At 63.3% G+C, this 21,866-nt stretch carries 10 protein-coding genes; 3 read left to right on the top strand and 7 right to left on the bottom strand.

Going from position 1 to position 21,866, the window contains the following annotated elements; translation table 11 throughout:
* Positions 1 to 43: 43 nt before the first annotated feature.
* Both IVB27_RS42560 and IVB27_RS42555 read right to left on the bottom strand, forming a co-directional pair.
* Positions 44 to 997 (bottom strand): ABC transporter permease, encoded by a 954-nt coding sequence (locus IVB27_RS42560; RefSeq protein WP_247448445.1) that lies wholly within the window; start codon positions 995 to 997, stop codon positions 44 to 46.
* 236 nt (positions 998 to 1,233) lie between these two features.
* Positions 1,234 to 2,889 (bottom strand): ABC transporter substrate-binding protein, encoded by a 1,656-nt coding sequence (locus IVB27_RS42555; RefSeq protein WP_247448444.1) that lies wholly within the window; start codon positions 2,887 to 2,889, stop codon positions 1,234 to 1,236.
* Between the two features lie 200 nt (positions 2,890 to 3,089).
* On the opposite strand from IVB27_RS42555, the gene IVB27_RS42550 reads away from it, so the two are divergent.
* The gene (locus IVB27_RS42550) at positions 3,090 to 4,685 is read left to right on the top strand and encodes an ABC transporter substrate-binding protein (RefSeq protein WP_247448443.1); all 1,596 of its coding nucleotides are present in this window, start codon (positions 3,090 to 3,092) and stop codon (positions 4,683 to 4,685) included.
* A gap of 86 nt (positions 4,686 to 4,771) precedes the next feature.
* Here the strand turns inward: IVB27_RS42550 and IVB27_RS42545 are convergent, their stop codons facing one another.
* Both IVB27_RS42545 and IVB27_RS42540 read right to left on the bottom strand, forming a co-directional pair.
* Positions 4,772 to 7,003: a CHASE2 domain-containing protein gene (locus tag IVB27_RS42545; RefSeq protein ID WP_247448442.1), complete on the bottom strand. Its 2,232-nt coding sequence runs from the start codon at positions 7,001 to 7,003 to the stop codon at positions 4,772 to 4,774.
* 77 nt (positions 7,004 to 7,080) lie between these two features.
* Positions 7,081 to 15,066: a VCBS domain-containing protein gene (locus IVB27_RS42540; RefSeq protein WP_249811869.1), complete on the bottom strand. Its 7,986-nt coding sequence runs from the start codon at positions 15,064 to 15,066 to the stop codon at positions 7,081 to 7,083.
* Between the two features lie 619 nt (positions 15,067 to 15,685).
* On the opposite strand from IVB27_RS42540, the gene IVB27_RS42535 reads away from it, so the two are divergent.
* Both IVB27_RS42535 and IVB27_RS42530 read left to right on the top strand, forming a co-directional pair.
* Positions 15,686 to 16,417: a transglutaminase-like cysteine peptidase gene (locus tag IVB27_RS42535; protein WP_247448440.1), complete on the top strand. Its 732-nt coding sequence runs from the start codon at positions 15,686 to 15,688 to the stop codon at positions 16,415 to 16,417.
* Between the two features lie 126 nt (positions 16,418 to 16,543).
* Positions 16,544 to 17,668, top strand: a complete 1,125-nt coding sequence (locus IVB27_RS42530) for a lysozyme inhibitor LprI family protein (protein ID WP_247448439.1) — start codon at positions 16,544 to 16,546, stop codon at positions 17,666 to 17,668.
* Positions 17,669 to 17,831: 163 nt separating this feature from the next.
* Here IVB27_RS42530 and IVB27_RS42525 read toward each other — a convergent pair whose 3' ends face one another.
* The 3 genes from IVB27_RS42525 to IVB27_RS42515 form a co-directional block, all read right to left on the bottom strand.
* Positions 17,832 to 19,031 (bottom strand): ABC transporter substrate-binding protein, encoded by a 1,200-nt coding sequence (locus IVB27_RS42525; protein ID WP_247344223.1) that lies wholly within the window; start codon positions 19,029 to 19,031, stop codon positions 17,832 to 17,834.
* 80 nt (positions 19,032 to 19,111) lie between these two features.
* Positions 19,112 to 20,950 carry an AMP-dependent synthetase/ligase gene (locus IVB27_RS42520; RefSeq protein ID WP_247344227.1) on the bottom strand — a complete coding sequence of 613 codons (1,839 nt, stop codon included), beginning with the start codon at positions 20,948 to 20,950 and terminating at the stop codon, positions 19,112 to 19,114.
* Between the two features lie 125 nt (positions 20,951 to 21,075).
* A complete protein-coding gene (locus tag IVB27_RS42515; protein ID WP_247344230.1) occupies positions 21,076 to 21,864 on the bottom strand; it encodes an ABC transporter ATP-binding protein in 789 nt (262 codons plus the stop codon).
* Positions 21,865 to 21,866 lie beyond the last annotated feature (2 nt).

Genomic DNA, 21,866 nt, shown 5'->3' with positions numbered 1-21,866 from the left:
GGGAGGGAGCGCACCTTTTTCGCGGCTCTAGCCTCGCTCATCGCTAGCCCCGCTTGATGCGCGGATCGATCGCGGCTTGCGCGATGTCGACCAGCAGATTGAGAAAGACGAAGAACAGCGCCAGGATCAGGATCGTGCCCTGCAGCAGCGGCAGGTCGCGCTGGAAGATCGCGGAGTTGAGCAGGAAGCCCGAGCCCGGCCAGGAGAACACGGTCTCGATCAGGATCGAGCCGCCGAGCATGTAACCCAGTTGAAGCCCCATCACCGCGAGCGCGGTGGGCGCGGCGTTCTTGATGACGTGGCGGAACACACCGCGCTCATGCAGGCCTTTTGCACGCAGCGCCTCGACAAAATCCTGGCTGAGGATATCGCCGGTCAGCGCGCGCACGGTGCGGGTGACGATGCCCATCGGGATCACCGAGGTCGTGATCGCCGGCAGCACGAGATATTTGAGATGCTCCCAGTCCCAGGCCCAGGCGGTGGAGCCGCCGGGCCCGGCGCCGACCGCGGGCAGCCAGTTCAGCTGGACCGAGAAGATGATGACGAGCACCATGCCGAGCCAATAATGCGGCACCGAAACCCCTGCGATGGCAAAGGACGTCGCCAGCTTGTCGACCCAGGTCTCGTGGAAATAGCCGGCGATCAGGCCGAGCAGGATGCCCATGGTGAAGCCGATGATGGCGGCCGCAACCGCCAGCGTGACGGTGTTGCTGACCGCGCGCATGACCTCGGCAAGCACGGGACGCCCGCTGGCGATGGAATTGCCGAGATCGCCATGCAGCGCGCGCATCAGCCACAGGCCGAACTGCACTGGCAGCGGGCGGTCAAAACCGTAGGCGGCGCGGAGTTGTGCGGCAAGCTCCTGCGACGCATCGGCCGGCAGCACCGCGACGAGCGGATCGCCCGGCGTGATGTGCACAAGCAGAAAGCACACCAGCGCGACGCTGATGACGATCGGGACGACGTAGACGATGCGTCTGGTGATATAGGCCAGCACTTTGTTTCTTTTCTTCCTTTCTCCCCTTGTGGGAGAAGGTGGCATAGGCCGCCTCAGGCCTTTTTTTTAAGACGACGCCGAAGCAGAGCTTCGGCTACGGCGCCGGATGAGGGGTTTGTTTCCGCGGATGATACTGCGTTGAGAGGTCCGCATTCGCGGAGAGAGACCCCTCACCCGGCTTCGCTAAAGCGAAGCCACCCTCTCCCGCGAGGGGAGAGGGTACAGCGAGTACGTTGCTACTGAATCGACACCAGCGAGAAGTCGATGAACCAGCTCTTCGGCTGCACGACGCCTGTCACCTTCGGGCTGATGGCGCGGGGGCCGACGTCGTGGGCGACGTAGAGGAAGGCGGCGTCGTCGACAGAGGCCGCGTGCAGTTCGGCGAGCGCGGCGTCACGCGCGGCGGGATCGAAGGTTTGCCGCGCCTTCTTCACCAGTTCATCGAACTTGGGATTGTTGATAAAGCCCCAATTGTTCGAGACCGGCGGCGCCATGCCCGATTGCAGGAAGCGCACCAGGGCGAAGAACGGATCCATCGCCGCATAGGTGACGTTGGTGGCATTCGAGCTATTGGCGCTGGGATCCTTGGCGCCGCGGCGCCAGTTGGTGAACAGCGTGTTCCATTCGATGACGTCGAGCTGCACGTCGAAATAGCATTCGGCCAGTGCCTGCTGGATATATTCGTTCATCGGCAGCGGCTGCATCTGGCCCGAGCCGGACGCCGAGGTCTGGGTCTTGACCGTCAGCTTCTTGTTCGGACCGAAGCCTGCCTCCTGCATCAGCTTCTGCGCGGCAGCCTTGTCATACTTGATCTCGAAGGTCGGCTTTCCGCGCCAGGGATGGCCGGGCTCAAAAGTGCCGGTCGCGGGCACCATCAACCCTGCAAGCAGACCGTCCTTGAGACCTTCGCGGTCGATGCAGAGGTTTGCCGCCTTGCGCACGCGGATATCGTTCCAGGGCGAGCCTTCGACACGCGAGAACTGCCACGGCCAGACATGCGGCTGCTCGTTGGCGTAAAGCTTGAAGCCGCGCTGCTTCAATTCAGGCAGCGCGTCCGGCGCCGGCGCCTCGATCCAATCGACCTGTCCGGAGAGCAGCGCCGCGGTGCGTGCATTCGCTTCCGGCATCGGCAACAGCACCATCTTGTCGACCTTGGGCACGCGCGCCTTGTCCCAATAGCTCGCGTTCTTGATCAGTTCGAGCCGCTCGCGCGGGGTGAAGGCCGCCATCTTCCATGGGCCGGTGCCCGCGGCGTCCTTGGCAAAGGCGGTCCATGCGGCCTGCGACTTCGCCTTGGCGTCGGCGCCTTCCGCCTTGTCGTAGAAGGCCTGCCACTTCGCCGGGCTCGCCATGAACAGGTTGGTGAGGTTGATCGGCAGGAAGCTGTCGGGCTCCTTGGTGGTGAGTTCGACCGTCATGTCGTCGATCTTCTTCGCGGACGCCAGCGTCGGCATGCGCGACGCCGTAACGCCGACCTGGCTGGCGTCGAATTGCGGCGCGTCCTGCTTCAGCACCTTCTCGACGTTCCACACCACGGCATCGGCGTTGAACGGCGAGCCGTCATGGAAGGTGACGCCGGGGCGCAGCTTGAATGTCCATTTGGTCTTGTCGGCGTCGTCGACCTTCCACTCGGTGGCAAGGCCGGGGATCACCACGCTCGCCTTGTCGGCGGAGGACAAGTCCCAGCCGGTGAGCGCGTCATACATGGTGAGGCCGGTGAAGCGGTTGCCTTCAAATCCCTGATCGGGCTGGCCCAGCGTGCGCGGAATATCGGCAGCGGTCATGCCGATCCGCAGCACAGTGTCGGCACTGGCCACGCGCGGCCACGCTGCCGCACTCGTCAGGGCCAGCGCCGCAATCAGTGCCGCGCGCGTAGTCTTCTTGATAAGCATCGACTCAATCCTCTTCGTCTTTCGATGACTAATTTTGATGCAATCGTATGCAATGGCTGTGCCAATGGGGAAACTTATTCTGCGAATTGCCCCTGCGACGACAAGTCCTTGTGATCGGACGTCGGCGAGGGCACCCCGCTGCCTATTCTGGCATCAAGATTGCAAGTTTGGTCCCGATTTCTCCCTGGGAGCTATGGGCCATGCGTATCCGACTACCGACCTGTCTCGCCGTGCTTGCGCTGGCGTTTTCCGCAATTTCGGCGCGTGCCGAAACGGTGGTGCGCTACGGCATCTCCATGGCGGATATTCCGCTGACGACAGGCCAGCCCGACCGCGGCGCTGGCGCCTATCAGTTCACGGCCTACACGATCTACGACCCCTTGGTGGCCTGGGAGATGGACGTCGCCGACCGGCCCGGCAAGCTGGTGCCGGGACTGGCCACGGAGTGGAAAGTCGACGACGCGAACAAGACCAAGTGGCGCTTCACCTTGCGCAAGGGCGTGAAGTTTCACGACGGCAGCGAGTTCGATGCCGATGCGGTGATCTGGAATCTGGACAAGGTGCTCAACGACAAGGCGCCGCAATTCGACAAGCGGCAAAGCGCGCAGGTGAAGACCCGCCTGCCCTCGGTCGCAAGCTACACCAAGATCGACGATTCCACGGTGGAGATCACCACCAAGACGGTCGATTCCTTCTTTCCCTACCAGATGCTCTGGTTTCTTGTGTCGAGCCCCGCGCAATACGACAAGCTCGGCAAGGATTGGGACAAGTTCGCGAGCCAGCCCTCCGGGACCGGCCCATTCAAACTGACGAAACTGGTGCCGCGCGAGCTCGCCGAGCTCACGAAGAATCCGGATTACTGGAACAAGAAGCGCATTCCCAAGGTCGACAAGCTCGTGCTGGTGCCGATGCCGGAAGCGCTGACGCGCACCAATGCACTGCTCGCCGGCCAGGTGGACCTGATCGAGACGCCGGCGCCGGACGCCGTGCCGCAGCTCAAGGCTGCCGGCATGAAGCTCGTCGACAACGTCACGCCGCATGTCTGGAATTATCATCTGAGCGTGCTGCCGGGCTCGCCCTGGACCGACATCCGCCTGCGCAAGGCGCTCAACCTCGCGATCGATCGCGAGGCAGTGGTCGGCCTGATGAACGGCCTCGCGAAGCCCGCCAAGGGCCAGGTCGATCCGTCCAGCCCCTGGTTCGGCAAGCCGAGCTTCGAGCTGAAATACGATGTTGCCGCGGCGAAGAAGCTGGTCGAGGAAGCCGGCTACTCCAAGGCGAAGCCGCTGAAGGCCACCTTCATCATCGCACAAGGCGGCACCGGCCAGATGCTGTCGCTGCCGATGAACGAATTTTTGCAGCAGAGCTTCAAGGAGATCGGCATCGACATCGATTTCAAGGTGGTCGAGCTCGAGACGCTCTATACGCATTGGCGCAAGGGCGCGGCCGACGAGATCAACGCCGGCATCACCGCCAACAACATCGCCTACGTCACCTCGGATCCCCTTTACGCCATCGTCCGCTTCTTCCATTCGAGCCAGATCGCGCCGGTCGGCGTCAACTGGGGCGGCTACAAGAACCCGAAGGTCGACGCGCTGATCGACGAGGCCAAGCAGACCTTCGATGCCGCCAAGCAGGACGATCTGCTGGCCCAGGCGCATGCGCTGATCGTCGACGACGCCACGCTGGTGTGGGTGGTCCACGACACCAACCCGCATGCACTGTCGCCCAAGATCAAGCAGTTCGTGCAAGCGCAGCACTGGTTCCAGGATCTGACGACGATCGGGGTGGAGTGAGACGGCAGCTCAACCCTCTGCCGTCGTCCTGGCGAACGCCAGGACGACACCTCTTGTTGGGCGGCAGCGAGAGCCTCTCGCCCCCCTTACTTCGTCAGCAGCGCATACGCCCCGGTCCAGCCCTCCGCCGGCGGGTTGATCTGGAAATCCTTGATGCGGGCTTCGTACAGCCCGAACAGCTTTTCCAGCGTGTCGGCATCCTCGCTGCGACGACCGCGCTCGATCGCATCCAGCGCGCCCTGCCAGTCGCGGCCGCGATAGCAGGCAAGCATTTCGATGGTGACGTTGCGCAGGCGCTGGAACGGTCCAGAATGCAACACGTCGCCGCGGCCGGCGATGGCGTAGATCACTTCCGGCTCGGTCTTGCCCTTGACCATGATGAAGTCGAGCTCGAGGATTGCGAACTTGTCCTTGGCGGCGAGCGCGGTCCTCGAGCCGACGATGATGGGAAAGCCGTACTCTTTCGACTGACCTTCCAGGCGCGAGGCCAGGTTCACGCTGTCGCCGAGCACCGAATAGTTCTTCTTCAGGTCGGAGCCCATGTTGCCGACCACGCCGATGCCGGTGTTGAGACCGATACCGACATTGAGCGGGATGTAGACGTGGCCGCCATCGGCGGCTTCCTGCTCGCGGTCCTTGTTCACCGCGTCGATCTTCTCGAGCATCTGGATCGCGGCCTCGCAGGCGTTGACCTCGTGCGCGGCATCGTCGAGCGGCGCGTTCCAGAACGCCATGATGGCGTCGCCCATATATTTGTCGATATAGCCCTTCTGATCGATGATCACGTCGGTCAGCGGCGTCAGGAAGCGGTTCATGAGCGCGATGAGCCCTTGCGGATCGTGCTTGTAGGTTTCCGATATGGTGGTGAAGCCGCGCACGTCGGAGAACATGATCGTCATCTCGCGCTCCTCGCCGCCCAGCACGAGCTTTTCCGGCGACTGGGCGAGCTGCTCGACCAGAACCGGCGACATGTATTGCGCGAACATGCCGCGGATCTGCACGCGCTGCCGCTGTTCACGCACGAAGCTGGCGAAGATCAGCGTCAAATAGATCGCCGTGGTCGAGAGCAGCGGATAGGTGAAGTCGATAAGATAGCGATATTGCGCATAGAAGAACCAGGACACGCCGATCAGGATCGCGGCGAACGTCGCACCCGCAAGCACGAGGCGAACCGGTCCGAGATTCGGCGTGAAGATGATGACCAGAATTCCGATCACGAGCGCCGCGAGCAGCTCGACGCCAAGCGCATAGTTCGGCTGCGAGATCACCGCGCCGCTCAGCACGCTTTCGAGCACCTGCGCATGGATCTCGACGCCCGGCATGGTCGAGGACACCGGCGTGGTCTTGATGTCGTTCAGTCCGACCGCGGAAGTGCCGACCAGCACCAGCTTGCCGGAGAACTTGCCCGGCGGCACCGTGTTGTCGAGCACGTCGGCGGCCGAGACGTAGATCGAGGGATCCTGGCGGGCATAGTGCACCCACAGCTGACCGTTCCTGTCGGTCGGAATCTCCACGCCCTTGAGACGCACGGCTCGGACGCCGGTCTTGTCGGTCCTGACAAGCAGCGTCGGCGTGCCCGTGACGACGCGCAGAATCTCGAGGCTGAGCGAGGGCATGACCATGCCCTGGGCGCGCATGATCATTGGCACGCGACGGATCAGGCCGTCGCGCTCGGTCCTGATCGAGAACAGGCCGCGGCCGGCAGCGACCTTCTCGATGACGGGCACGTTGCGCAGGAGGCCCGGGAATTCGAACAGGAAGCGTTCGGCGCCCTCCTCACCGACCGTCGCGACGCCGGTGAAGGGCAGCGACTTGTCGACCTCGGAGGATATGGCGTGCTGCCCGGTCTCGCCCAGCACCACGCGCGAGCGCTTGATCGCTTCGGACAGGATCTGGTCGTTGCTCGGCAGCTCGCGCAGCTTGGCGCGGGTGGCATCGTCCAGATCGCGCATCTGGCTCGCGACGATATCCGGGTTGAGCCGGTCGGCCTCCGAGAACACCACGTCGAAGCCGATCGCGATCGCGCCGTTATTGGTGAGGTTCTGGATCAAATCGGCGATCCGCGTCCGCGGCCACGGCCACTGGCCGAGCTTGGCGAGGCTCTTGTCGTCGATGTCGACGATGGTGACCGGCCGCGCCGTCTTGTGGCGCGGATCGATCAACTGAAACATATCGAAGGTGCGCAGCCGCAATTCCTGGATCGGCGGCGGATCCCAGAGCCGAGCGCCGGCAAACACGACCAGCAGCCCAAGGCACATCAGCCGCGCAAACCCGAACTTCCGCGTAAACCACCGCCGCAGGATTTTGAGACGTTTCATGCTAGCTGAATATCACGCTTCCGCAGCCGGTGGCAGCTACGATCGGACGGACCACGGCCGCAGTGTCTCAGTAGCCGTTAGGCATGGAGTATGTCGCTCGCCTGAAGGCTGCTGACGCCTTTCAGGAGGATCGTATCTGCCGCATCAAACGTGATCAGGGTGTCCGTGGTGCCAGACGCCGCCACATGTTGATTCATCCAGGCCCCGATGTCGCTGATCGTCCCGAGCGCCGTCAGGTCAATATGATCCGTTCCGGAGGTGAAGTTCACGATCGTATCGTGGTTGGAATTGGCCGCAAACACGAACTGGTCCTGATAGACGGTCCCGAAGAACACGTCCTTCTCGGGCGTACCGGTGAGGCTGACCGCCGTTTCAGTCAGATTGAAGATCAGATTGACCTTGTCGATGGCGCCCTGCGCGTCGGTCACAGTGACCGCAATCTTGTCCGTCGCAGGCCCGCCGCTGCTTGCCTCGGTATAGGTCAGCGCCTGGAGTGCCGAATTGATGGTGGTCAGGGAGCCGGATCCCGATGAGGGGATCACACTGGCGCCCGATGTCGTGGTGGCAGCGATCGTGAAAGCATCGTTGTTATCGGGATCGGCGATCGACAGGCCGTGGACTGTCACCTGATCGTCCACTTGTGTGACGCTGAGCTGGTCGACATTGAGCACGGGCGCGTCGTTCGCACCGGTGATCGTCACGGTGACCTGCGCCGTGTCGGTCTTGTGGCCGTCGTTGAGCGTGATGGTGGAGAGAACCTGAACGGTCTGGTCCTTGCCGAGGAAGTCCAGCGTGCTGTCGGCGATCGAATAGCTCCAGCCGACCGTACCGTTGTTGTTGCCGGTGGTCTGGAGCGACAGAGCGTGCTCGAGCGCGTCGATCTGGTCCGTCGTGAGGAACCCAGAGAGGTTGGTGGTGTGATCGGCGCCTGTCCAACTCGCCGTCTGACCCGTGATGAAAGCGCTTGGCCGGTCGGTGAGATCGACGTCCTTGAAGCCGAACGAGCCGGCCGCGGCAGTCGGCGTCGGGTCAAGCGTCGAGGAACCGGTGGTGCTCTCAAGCTCGGGGACGGTTGCGGTCAGTGTCGCCCCGGCCGCGGTGAAGGCCGGCGCATCGTCGGGTGGGTTGAACGTGATCAGCGTGCCGCCGTGGCCGTCACTGCTGCCGGCGAAATGTGCACCGCTGTAGTCAGCGCCGGTGAGCTGCAACGTAATCGTATGGTGATAGGCGTCGCTCACAACGAGTTTGCCGGTCGTGGCGTTATAGGTCGCCGACGTGCCGTCATCATAAACAATGCTCGACAGGTCGATCTTGTCGTTCGCGGACAACCCGGCGATCGTCCCGCCAAAGATCGACGTGTCGATCTGAAGTTCGGCGCCGTCGCCGGCCAGCGTGATCATTTGCGACACCGCGTCCTTGACCTCGAGCAGCGCGCCGGCATCGACGGTGACCGAGCCCGTGCCGGACAGACAGCCGAACAGCGTCAGCGCCCCGTTATGGACCTCGATGGTGCCGGTATTGGCGATGGTGCCGGAGATCGACGCCGTGCCCCAGCTATCGATCTCGTGCGAATTGGTGATGCTCAGCAGGGTCCCGGAAATCGAACCGCCGTGCAGATCGATGACACCATCGTTGACGATCGAGGACAGATTGCCGAACACGCTGGTGCCCGCAACGGTCCAGGTGCCGCTCGACTCGTTGTTGAACGTGGCGGTGGCGACCGAAATATTGCCGTTGATGTGGCCGGTGTTGTTGATCTCGATGGCGCCACCGGTTTCGACGATGGCGTAGGTCGTCGAGGTCACGGTGGAGGCGTCCGGCCCGATGGTGCCGGAATTTTCAATCAACGCAGAGCCCGTCGTATTCTCCTGGATATAGATCGCCGCGTGCGCGGTCGGGGCCACGATCGATCCGGTATTGGTGATATGGGTCGAGCCGGTTGCGCCGGCCCCGTTCTGCGTGACGCTGATGCCGGCCAGGCTCGTGCTGGTGATGCTACCGTCATTGACGATGGTGATGTCGCCGGTGCCGAGGGCAACGGCGGCAAGGCCGACTGTGCCGGTGGCGGAACCCTCGTTGGTGACGCTGACGTCGCCGCCGCCATTGTTGAAGGCGCCGATCGCAGTGCCTGCGGCGGTGATCGACGAAAGCGCGCCGGTCGTGACCGTGACGTTGCCGTCAGCCCAGGTGAACGCCTCAATGCCGTAGCCGGCGTCTGCGGTGATCGTCGCGTCGCTGTCGACGCTGACGTCGCCCTTGACCGCGCTGGAGTACGTGGAGTTGCCGCCCGGCTTGTAGCCGGCGATGATCCCGCCCGGCGTGGTGCCGTCGCTGTTCAGGGTCGAGCCGGAATGGATCGTGCCATGCGCCTTGACGGAGATCGTGCTGTCGACATTGTCTGCGATCGCAGCCGCGTAGTTGACCGCCACGATGCCGGCGCTGCCGGATGTGATTTTGTCGCCGTTCGCCAGGATGACGCTGATGTCGCCCGCGTCGATGCTGAAGGCCCTGATGCCGTAGCTCGTCGCACCCGAAATCGTGACATTCGCGCCGAGCGTGACCGTGATGTCGCCGGTACCGCCGCTTAGTGCGGAGGCGTTGATGCCCATGCTCTGGGAACCGAACACGGAGATGGTCGTGCCGGCAAAGCTGTTCACCGTGACGTCGCCATTCCCGCAATTATAGGCATTGATGCCGTAACCGGCCGCGGCGGTGACATTGGCGTGGTTGTTGACGACGACCGTGCCGTTAACAGCGGTGTTGGCGCCGGTGCCGTTCGTGGCGCCGGTGTAGCCTGCTTCAATGCCGCCCGGTGAATTGCCGCTCAGGTTCGGGCTGCTGCCGGAGTTGATCGTGCCGTAGGCGTTGATAGTAATGGTGCTGTCGGATGCAGCGCCCAGCGAGATCGCTCGATTGACAGCGACGATGCCGGAGCTGCCCGAGGTGACGACGCTGCCGGCCTCGGTCGTGACGGTCTGGTCGCCGGCGCCGTAGCTGCGCGACCGGATGCCGTAGGTCGAGCTTCCCGTGATGGCGCCGCCGATGTCGATGGAGATGTCGCCACCGCCCTCGGTATGCGCATCGATGCCGTAAGCGCCGCCCACGGCGCCGCCGAGCTGGGTGATCGAGATGTTACCGTTGTTCGCAGCGTTCAAATTCTCGACGAGCACGCCGACCGAATTCGCGCCGGTGCCGGTCGCCTTGCCGGTGAGACTATTGACCGTGATGCCGCCGACGCCGGTTGCGCTGTCGCACAGCGTGATGCCGTTGCCGTTCAGGCCCGAGATGTCCTTCGTCGCCGTCAGCGAGATGGCGCCCGCGCCATTCTGGGTGACGACGATGCCATTGGCCGCGCCCGTCAGCGCGCCGGTGGGTGTGAGAACGATATTGGCGGGCGTGGCAGACGCGCCGCCCGACGCGGTGAAGTCAAGCGCGTCGCCGCTTGCGCTGGCGATGTCGGCCGCCCCCGTGATCGTGAACGTGCCGCCCTTCGTCGACTGGCCCGCGATGGTGCCGGTAAAGCTCTGGCCAGCGACGTTGTCGAGCTGAAGCGTGTCGGTGCCGCCGGCGAAGGTGACGGTCTGCGCATTCGCGCCGCTGAGCTCAAGCGTCGCCGTGTCGTCGATGATCAACGAGCCGACGCCATTGAGGCCGCCGGAAAAGTTGAGCGTGCCGCCCTGGACTTCGATGGTGCCGATGTTGGTGACGCTGCCTGTGATCGTGTTGAGGCCGACGCTGTAGAGATTGCCGGCATTGCTCAGGCTACCGCCGTTGATCGAGACGTCGGTCAGATAGAGTTTCGAGGTGCCGTCGACCGTGATCGACGCGCCGGTGTTAGTGATAGTGGCGGTCGTCAGCTTCAGCGTACCGCCCGTGACCGCTGCGATCAGGCCGTGATTGATGATGGCATGCGCAAGCCCGGGATCGATCGTCAGCGTACCGCCGGTGACGGTGATGATGCCGGTGTTGGTGATGTCGGCGTCGTTGATCGCGCTCGCGCCGGTCGATTCCAGCGTGCCTGCGATTGTTAAGGTGCCGCCGTCGATGATCGCGCCGACGAGATCGAGCGTCGAGCCGGGCTCGACCGACACCGCGCCACTGCCAGTATTGGTCACTGTCGCCGAGATCAGCTTCAGCGTGCCGGTGTTGATGGCAGCCAGCGTGCCGGTGTTGGCGACGGTCTCGTGGTCGATATCGAGCTTGGCGCAGTTGGCCCGAATGATGCCGCTGTTCGTGATGGCTGCGGCGGGAGTCGTCGCCACCAGCGTCAGCAGTCCGCCGAGGGTCGATTCGAGCAGATAGCCGTTCGAGATATTGGCGCCGGTGATCGTCGTGATGCCGGAGGATGCGAGCGTACCAGCGACGGTGAGCGTGCCGCCGGTCAGGCTCGCACCTGCCAGCGTCAGCTTCTTGCCGGTATCGACCTTGACGATGCCGCCATTGGTGATCGCGGTGCGCGCAACGGTCGCGTCGTCGAGCGTCAGCGTGACGCCGGTCTCGATCGCGACGGCGCCCTTGTTCAAGGTCGCATTGCCGTCGATCTTGCTGTCACCGGTGACGTCGATCGTGCCGCCCAGCACGCTGTAATTGTCGATGGTGCCGCCGGTGATCTCGGTGCCGGACAGCGTCAGCGTCTGGCCATCGTCGACCTTGACGATGTGACCGGTGTTGGTGAGGACATCGTTGAGCAGCGTCGCGGCGCCGGCGATCTCGAGCGTGCCGTTGTTGGCGATCGCGCCGCCCTGGATTTTGGCGGCGTCCTTGAGCTTGACGGTGTTGTCGAGCTCGATGCTGGAATTGTCGGTGATCGTCGAACCCGACACCGTGACGCCGTCCAGCGTCAGCTTGGCATCGGCGGTGACCGCGCTAACGCTCAGCGTAGCCCCGCCGTCGATCTTGCTGGCGCCGGTGACGTGAATGGTGCCGCCGCCGTTGATGGCACCACCGCTGATCGTGGCGTTGTCGAGCGTCAGCGCGGCAGTGGCGTCGACAATGACGCTGCCGCTCGAATTGTTCACCGTCGAGCCCTGATCGATCGCGAGCACGCCATTGACCAGCACCTCGATGGTGCCGGCATTGGTGACGGTCTCGCCATCCAGCGCGTTACCGGTACCGGTGACGTTGAAGATGACGTTGTTGTTCAGCACGCCGCCGCTCAGTATGGCATTGCCGTTCAGGTCGATCTCGCCGTCGTTGGCGATCGTGCCGGCACCGCTGATCGTTGCCCCGTTCACCGTCAGCTTGCCGCTGGCATCGACGGTGACGTTGCCGGTGTTGGTGACGCCGGAGCCCTGATCAATGCTCAGCCAGCCATTCGCCAGCACCTTGACCGTGCCGCTGGAGGTGTTGGAGACGGTCTCGTGGGCAAACTCGACCGTGCCCTTGACGTTGACCGCGCCGGAACTGTTCAGCGCGCCGTTCTCGATCAGGCTGGTGCCGTCGAGCTCCAGCGTGCCCAGAATGGCGACGGTGCCGCCGTCGATTGTCGCGGTGTCGACGATCAGCCTCGTGCCGGCATCGGCCTTCAGCGTGCCGCCGGCATTGTGGATCAAGGCGAGCGTCTTCAGCGTGCCGCCCGACAGCTCGATCATGCCCGAATTGGTGATCGTGGTGCCTTTGGCGAAATCGCCGCCGCCCGCGAGCGTCAGATAGCCCGCATTGGTGAGCACGCTCGTGCCGAGGATCTCGGACTTGCCGCCGACCGACATCACGCCGGCCGCCGAGTTCGTGAAGATCGAGTCGGCGCTCATGTTGAGCGCGCCTGATATCGTCAGCAAGCTCTTGTTGATCACCTCCGGCGGCGGGCCGCCGAAATCGTTCATCGTGATCGACTTGGCATAGGCCGCAGTGTCGATCGTCACGGGATAGGACGGCGTCAGCCCGTGCAGCTGATCGGTGATGACGATGACGTCGTCGTCGATCGTCGGGACGGTGCCTGTTTCCCAGTTCGCGGCGTCCTTCCAGAACCCGCCGGAGGGAGCTCCGGCCTTGTCGGTCGCGATCCACACCACGGCGGCAGCGTCCGTTCCGGTGATCGTGACGGTGATGGTCTGCTGCGAGGTGGCGCCTTGCGCGTCCGTGAGCGTCACGGTGTAGACCAGCGTCAGCACCTCGCCCTTCGGGATGAAGTCGGCGAGATAGACGGGCAGGTCGGCCAGCGACCAGTTGATGGTGCCGGTGCCGCTGCCCTTGCTGTCGGCGTCGGCCGCGATCGCGGCCGACATCGCGCTCTGGAACATCGCCAGCGGGCCTGGCGGCACGGTGCCGTCAGGCAGCGTCGCGCTTGTCAGCTTGACCGCAACCGTGTGGGTGTCGGTGAGGTCGACATCCTTGAAGGTCAGCGTGCCCGAGGTCGGCACCTCGCTGGTGAGCGGGCCACCCGCCACGCTGGTGCCGCCTTCGAAGGTGATGGTCGGAACGCTGCTCGTGATCACCGGCTTGTCGTTGGTGCCGGTGATCGTGATGGTGATCGTTCTGGTGGCGGTGTCCGGGCTCACGGTGAAATTGTTGGCGATGCGGACCGTGTAGGTCAGCGTCAACGTTTCGCCAGCCGCGAGGAAGTCGAAGACGTGGTCGGGGATCGTGTAGGTCCAGACCGCCGAGCCGGTGTTGGTGTTGCCGCCCTTGGCGACCACGTCGATGTTGATCAGCGTCGCCGCGATGTCCTGCTTCTGGAGCGAGGTGAGCGATGCGGTGACATCGTGCAGTCCGGCGTCCTTGTAGACGTAGTTGGGCGCGTCGCCGAGGCTCACGCTCACCGTCGGCCGGTCACCCAGGTTCTGGTCGAGGAAGGTGATCAGGCCGGAGATCGTGTCGGAATGCGTCGTGTCGCCAGTTGTGTTCGCGCGCTCGGTCAGCGCGAATTCCGACGTCACATTGCCGTTGAGATCGAGGGTGCGCGCGTCGGGCGGGCCGGGAATACGGTTGCTGGTCGACGTGGATGTGCCGGGGCCCTGCGGTCCCTGCGGATTGAGGTTCGCGAAGGTCGCAATCGCGGTGGCGCCGGTTGGCGTCTTGAGCAAGATATCGTAGCTGGTCTGTGTGATCGAATCGGTGAAGTTCGTGGTCAGCTTGGTGTTGGTGTTGTTGTCGGTGAACTTCAGCGTGAACACGTCCGTGATCAGCTTCTGGACGTCCGGCGACATCAGCGCATTGCTGATCGAGACGTTGCCGCCGCTGATCTGGATCATCTGGCCGGCCTGGTTGACCGTCGCGATCGGCAGCAGCGTGACCTTGTCGAACAGGATGTAGGAGCCGGTCGTGCCGTTCGGCTCGACCAGCACCTGGAAGCTCGCCTCCGGCTGCGGTTCACCGCCCCCGGCGGGAACGACGAAGTGGATCTGGCTCAGCACCGCCGTGCCGCGGATGCCCATGGTGGCGACCGGGGTGTCGATCTTCATGTCGCCATGCTTGGCGGTCTCGCCGGCAACGAAGGTGATGGTGCCTGCGACCAGACTAAGCAGCGAGGAATTGTTCGACCCGTTGGGGTCGTAGACCATCTCGTTCAGCACCATCCGCGCATTGGAGGACAGGCCGAACACCGTACCGTCGATGAAGGTGATGCCGAGCGTCGAGTCGCCGCCGGTCGAGACCACGTCGCCCTTCTCGACGTTGTCGCCGTTGTTCAGGATGATGGAGACTCCGTTGCGGACCGCGGTCGCGCTGCCGGACAGCTTGGTGACGTGGCCGATGACCTGGGCGGCGGCAATGCCGGACGCGGCCTGCGCATATTCGACGTGGCCCGTGAGCGCGTTGACGATGTCGCCGCTGAGGTGTGCGCCATCCGGCGACGAGAGCGCCGCGCGCTTGTCGCCCCTGAAATAATCGTGAACGATAAACTCGTGACCGTCGTGGGACAGCACGAGATCGCTGCCTGCGCGCTTGTACTCGCCGTTGAAGATCAGGTTTGGATCGGGAACAACGAACGCACCATCAGGCACGTGACCCTGCGCCTTCGCGATAAAAGGCTTGCCCGTAAAGGAATCGACATGGACGTCGGAGGGCGAGTGGGAACCCCCGCCATCCAAGGAAATCGCGGCGTTAAATATGCCAGCGTAATTCAACCGGGCACCAAAAAAAGGGTTAAAATCTAAGTAAGTATCGATCGCCTAAGCTTGCTTATCATTACCAAGTCCCTAGCGAAACCATCTATTGCTTGTGTGATTTCGCATCACCCAGCGGTCGACGCCCCTGCCAGGCCCCGCCACCTTAGAGGAAGCAGCGTATTTATCGAAATATCTGTAAGTATATGATTGCTTATCCGAGCCCATTTTCGGTACCCTCCTGTATTCGCCCGTATAAATTTTACAACGAATACTTGAGTTATCTATCGTTCGTGGTGCCCCGCAACATACTGCGGCAAATACGGAGCCAAATCTGTGACCCAATTAACAGAACCCGTGAAATAGCGGGTCGTTAGCCATAGGGCGCGGAATCGGCCGCGGCACAACCAGTACCTGCAATTCGTCCGATTTCGCGGCAGGCGGCCTCTTACCTAGTCCCCGATTCGTAAAATTTTACGCAATTGGGCCAGACCGGTTTCAGCCTGTTATCCGGTTTTGGGACCTCAGCCGGGCGCGTTAAGCAGAACAAAACAGCCCGTCTCGCACTATCTCCGCGAAAGCAACAAAGCCCGCACGACCAGGTCGAGGGGGACCTGGCGAAGCCGGAAGGGGATGTCAGATGGAGACCGCTGCTCGCTCGCGCGCTTGGCGCGCAATTATTGTGCTGTGCGGATTGATCCTGCTCGGATCGGCCGCCGAGCTTCGCGCCGGCACGCTGCTGTCGCCGGGGGCCGGTGTCCTCGTGCGCAAATCCGCCGAGCCGTTCGGCGTGTTCGCCTTCGCCACCTCCGCCGGCGGCCTGCAACAGAAATGGTTCGCGCTGAAGTCCAGGCTCGATGACGACATGGTGCAGCTCGCGCTGTGCGACGGCGACCGGGACAATTGCGCTTCGCCCGCCGCGCTGAAACTGATCGCCATCGTCGACCAGGCCCGCAGCCGTGACGGCCGCGCTCTGCTGGGCGAAACCAATCGCGCCATCAACCTGGCTATCCGTGCCGCCAATGACGGTTCTGAGGACGTCTGGAGCTCGCCGCTCGCGACCTTCGCGCGCGGCGCCGGCGATTGCGAGGACTATGCCATTGCCAAGCTCGCCGCCCTGCGGCTCGCGGGCGTTGCCGCCGAAGACCTTCGCATTGTCGTGGTGCGCGACGTCAGGGCCGGCGAAGAGCATGCGGTTGCCGCCGCACGGCTCGACGGCCATTGGCTGATGCTCGACAACCGCCGCATGGCAATGGTCGAGGACGACGCTGCACGGAGCTACCAGCCGCTGTTCGTGCTCTACCAGTCGGCCGTGATGAAATATGTCGACGAACCCGTGCGGTTCTCGATGGTCGCCGCCGAGACGCATTGATTGATGTTGTAGCCCGGACGGAACGCAGCGAAATCCCGGCTACGAGCCCAACCACCCCGCCACAAAGCCATTTCGCCGCGCGATCCGGGACGCTAGCATGGCCGCGGCTATGCGGGGGCGACTGGAATGCGGTTCATCGTGCTGACTTTGCTTGCGCTGCTGGCTTTGCCGGCGGCACCGGGCTTCGCGCAATCAGGCACCTCCGACCGCTCCATCGCCGACAGGCTGCCGCTGTTCGCCAGGAACAACTGCCAGCAGATTCGCGATCCCGGTAATCAATTGTTCTGCGGTGATGCCGAGCTTGCCGCCGCCGCAGAGAAGCTGAGCACGGGAATCGAGGCGCGGCTTGCCCGCCTGCCCGATCGCCTGCCTGGAATCGAGGAGAACGCGATCTGGATCCGCCAGCGCAACCTCGGTTGCGGCATCGTCGGCCAGACCGCAATCCGCACCGACGATTTCGACCGGGTGAAGGCATGCCTCCTCAAGGTGACCGAGGAGCGCGCAGCGATCGTGCGCGATCCGGATTTCGACTGTCTCGCGGCCAACACCGCAGCGGGTGCGCTGATCTGTGCGGACCCGTCGCTGGCGCTTGCCGAGACCGAATTGAACAGCCAGGTGCTCGGCCTGATCGGCAAGCTCGATCCGACAGCGGCACGCTTTGCCTTCGCCGAATATGGCCGGTGGACGCGGGAGCGCGATCGCAAATGCAATCTGGTCGGCAAGGAGAACGTGCCGCTCGGGGAGCTCGAGTCGGCGGAGGACTGTCTCGCCGGCTATCTCAAGCACAAGGCCGGCGAGATTGGCGCGGCGAAAGGCGATCCGAAAAAGGTATTCGGCCGACAGGTCGTAGCCCGCTTGCCCGACACCGACGCCGTCGACTTCTGCGCCGCGCGAATCCACGCGGCCAATTCCTGCGGCAACTTCCTCCGCATCAACCGCGTCTACGCGCTCGACAGCCAGGTGACCGAGCAGGAGGCGCAGGTCACGGGCGAGATCGAGATGGTTGTGCTGGCGCCCTTCACCATGTGCAGCAAGGTCGCGTCCGCCTGCACGGGCACCTGCTGGGACGCCAGGACGGGTCGTCCACAGCCTGGCGGCGGCAACAAGGAGCGCTCCGCAGACGCCTTCAACGTCACACGCCGCCTCAGGATCCAGCGCACTTTTGCGTTTGTGAAAGCCGCCGACGGCTGGCGCTGCCGGGAAGACGAACTGGCCCCGGTGAATTCCGGCACCGCGGGCGGGGGATCGTGAATCGTCCTTAAAGAACGCCGACGCTTCGCATCGGCTATGGTGCCGGATGAGGGCAAGACTGTTCGCGAGGAGGGAACCTCTCACCCGGCTCGCCGCTTCGCGGCGATCCACCCTCTCCCGCAAGGGACGAGGGTGCACCGTTAGCGCCGCAAGAGCGATCCGATCAAAACATCAGATTGTCCTTCACCAGGACCCAGCGGCCGCCCTTGACCTGCTGCACCTGGGTGATGGTGTTGGCGAGGTGGTCGGTCTTGGAGAACTTGGTCGGCGGCGAGTTGAAGATGTCGAGGAACTTGTCGCCCGATTCCAGCGCGTCCAGCATCTTCTGGCCGGTCAGATCCTTGCCCGCCTTGTTGGCGTAGAACGCAAACGTCGTCACCGCGTTGTAGCCGATGATCGCCTGGGTGTTGGCATCGGTGTTGAACATCTTCTTGTAGTTGACGAGCCAGTCGTGGACCTTGCCCTTGGCGGTGTCCTCGTACGGAATCTCGAAGCCTGACGCTGCATAGAGGCCCTCGACGGCGTCCTTGCCGAGCGCCGGCACTTCCAGCACGTTGGTCGGCGTCGCCCCCAGGAAGGTGACGTCCCAGCCGAGCTTCTTCGCCTCCGTCATCGCGCCGATGGTTTCGCGGATCACGGTGCCGAGCACGACGAGGTCGCAGCCGTCCGACTTCATCTTGGCGATCTGCGCGCTGAAGTCGGAGGCGCCGCGCTTGTAGCTCGTCACCGACGCCGGCTGCAGCTTCATGGCCGTCAATTGCTGGGTGAAGCCGTCGAGAACGTTCTTTCCGTACTCGTCGTCCTGATGCATGATGCAGGGCTTCCCAAAATTCTTCCACTCCACCATGTACTTCAGCGCGGCGCGCGTGCTCTCGACGTAGGGCAAGAGGTTGTTGAACTTCAGCCGCTCCTGCGGCTTGGCCGGGTCGAACTTGAAGGTGAACTCGGCGGCGGTCAGCGGGAAGAGCTGGAGCACGCCGGCATCGAACAGGATGTCCTGCGCGGCCAGCGTCGGCGCCGATCCCATCGAGCCGATCATGACGAAGATCTTGTCGCGCTCGACCATCTTCTGCGAGGCCAGCACGCCCTTCTTCGGATCGTAGCCGTTGTCTTCAAGGATCATCCTGATCTTGCGTCCCTGGACGCCACCGGCCGCGTTGATTTCCTCGACGGCCATCTTCATGCCGTTGGAGACCGGCACGCCCCAGACCTTGATCGGCCCTGAAAGATCCTGATGGGTCCCGATGACGATCTCGGAGGCCGAGATGCCTTCATTGGTGACCTTGGTCTGCGCTGCGGCGGGCAGACTGGTGAGCACCACCGCGCCTACCGCAAAGCCGAACGCTCTCGACGATCTCGACATTGACGTCTCCTCTCCTTGGGGCCCGCATGATGCGAAGGGTGGGGGCCATCACTCCTTCGCTGTTTTTCGAACGAGATTGTTCAAGCCACCGCCCGCGCGAGATACATCGCCTCGATATCGGCGGCATAGCGCTTGTTCACGAAGCCGCGCTTCAGCTTCATGGTCGGCGTCAGCTCCTCGTCCTCCGGAGTGAGCTGGCGTTCGATCAGATAGAATTTCTTGATGGTTTCGACGCGGGCGAAATTGGCGTTGACCGCTTCGATCTCACGCCAGATCAGGTCCTGGATCTCCGTCGCGCGGCACAGGCTAGCATAATTGGTGAATGGGATGTCGTGGTCCTGGGCGAATTTCTCGACATTCTCCTGGTCGATCATCACGAGGCAGGTGAGGTACGGCCGCTTGTCGCCGATCACCACGGAATCCGAGATGTAGGGCGAAAATTTCAACTGGTTCTCGATCTCGGAAGGCGTGATGTTCTTGCCGCCGGAGGTGATGATGATGTCCTTCATCCGGTCGGTGATGCGGACGAAGCCTTCATTGTCGATGGTGCCGACGTCGCCGGTATGCAGCCAGCCGCGATGGTCGATGGTCTCGGCTGTCCTCTCCGGCTGGTTCAGATAGCCCATGAACAGGAAGTCGCCCTTGATCAAGATCTCGCCGTCGGGCGACAGCGCGACCTCACCCCACGACACAGCCTTGCCGACCGAGCCAAGCTTGATCCGCTCCGCCGGCATCATGGTCGCGACGCCGCAATTCTCGGTCTGCCCGTAGAGCTCGTGGATGTCGATTCCGAGCGCGAGATACCAGCGGATCAGATCCGGTGCGATCGGCGCCGCGCCGGTGAAGGCGACGCGGCAACGGTCGAGCCCGATCATGCGGCGGATGTTGCGGAATGCGAGCCGGTAAGCGATGCCGTTGGCGATGCGCAACGACAGCGGCGGCGCCTTTCCTTCGATCCTGCAATCGACCATGCGATAGCCGATGCCGATGGCGCGGCGGTAGACCCATTGCTGGAACGGCGTCGCATCCTTTAGCGCGATGGTGATGGCGGAATAGAATTTTTCCCAGATGCGCGGCACCGCGAGGAAGATGGTCGGCTGCACCTCGCGCAGATTGTCAGGCACGGTCTCCGGACTTTCGGCAAAGTTCATCACCGAGCCGAGCGCGACCGAGATGTAATAGCCGCCGATCCGTTCGGCGACGTGGCAGAGCGGCAGAAAGATCAGCCGATCGTCGTCCTCCCGCGCCGGGATGAAATCGTTGGCGTGCCGCATCTGATGCGTGACGCTGCGGTTGGCGTGCATGGCGCCTTTGGGCGGCCCCGTGGTGCCCGATGTATAGACGAGAACCGCGAGATCGCCCGCGTTGCGGCTGTCGACCATCTCCTGCCACAGCGCCTCGCGGCCCGCCATGTAGTTGCGCCCGAGCGCGCGAAACTCGTCGAGCGACATCACCATGTCGTCGGAGAACCCGCTGAGGCCCTCCATGTCGAACACGATGACCTTTTGCAGAGACGGACAGCGCGCGCGGCAGGCCAGCACCTTGTCGAGCTGCTCCTCGTCCTCGGCGAAAATCACTTTGGTCCGGGAATCATTGACGAGGTATTCGACCTGGGACGACGCGTCGGTCGGATAGATTCCGGAGGAGACGCCGCCGGCGCATAGAATGCCCATGTCGGCATGGACCCATTCCGGCACGGCGTTGGCGATGATGGAGGCGACGTCGCCAGGCGTGAAGTCGATGGCGTGCAGCGCGTAGGCGATCTCCTTCGAGATCTCCAACCATTCGCGCCAGCTCGTCGGCTGCCAGATCCCGAATTTCTTCTCGCGTATAGCCGGCCTATCGCCCCGCGTCTCCGCGGCGCGCAAAAAGCTTTTCGCGATGGTGTCAGCGACCGTCAGCACCGCCTGTCGGGCCATGCACGTCTCCTCCTTGTCGCGCTCCCCTCCGCTGCCTGCCTTGCCGGCGGTCTATTGTTACGGGCGGGTATCCTGATCTAACGCCAAGTCTTGCTCTAACACCAAGTCTTGCTCTAACGCCTGCTTTAACGCCAAGTCTTCTTCTTTTTCCAGCGCCGCTCGCCTCGCGCGCCCGCTTCCTTGGCGCCAAGGTAGAATTCCTGGATGTCCTGGGAATGCATCAAGCGGTCGCAGGTGTCGTTCATCACGATCCGGCCGATCTCCAGCACATAGCCGTAGTGCGCCGTCTCCAGCGCAACCTTGGCGTTCTGCTCGACCAGCAGGATCGACATGCCCTGCTCCTCGTTGACCCGGCGGATGATGGAGAAGATCTCCTTCACGAGCAGCGGCGACAGGCCGAGCGAGGGCTCGTCGAGCAGCAGCAGCGTCGGCCGGTTCATCAGCGCGCGGCCGATCGCGAGCATCTGCTGTTCGCCGCCGGAGAGCTGTCCGGCCGGTTGGTTGATGCGCTCCTTCAAACGCGGGAAATAGCCGTAGACACGCTCCAGATCTTCCGCAACGCCCTCACGATCCCTACGCGGATAGGCGCCCATCATCAGATTCTCGCGCACGGAGAGGAACGGAAACACCTCGCGTCCCTCCGGCACGTGGCTGAGGCCGAGCCGCACGATTCTGTCCGCCTCCATGCGTTGGATCGGCCTGCCCATGAACTCGATGGCGCCCTTCTGCGGATCGAGAATGCCGGAGATGGTCTTCAGCACCGTGGTCTTGCCAGCGCCGTTGGCGCCCAGCAGGGTGACGATACGGCCGCGCGGCACCTCCAACGAGATGCCGCGGATCGCCATGATCGGCCCGTAATAGCTCTCGATGTTGGAGAGCTTCAAGATGATATCGGGCGTGACGGCGGCGTCCATGC

It is taken from the genome of Bradyrhizobium sp. 197, assembly GCF_023073375.1.
Taxonomy (GTDB): Bacteria; Pseudomonadota; Alphaproteobacteria; order Rhizobiales; family Xanthobacteraceae; genus Bradyrhizobium.
The sequence above is the reverse complement of the archived record's forward strand: the minus strand, read 5'-3'. Positions and strand labels throughout refer to the sequence as shown.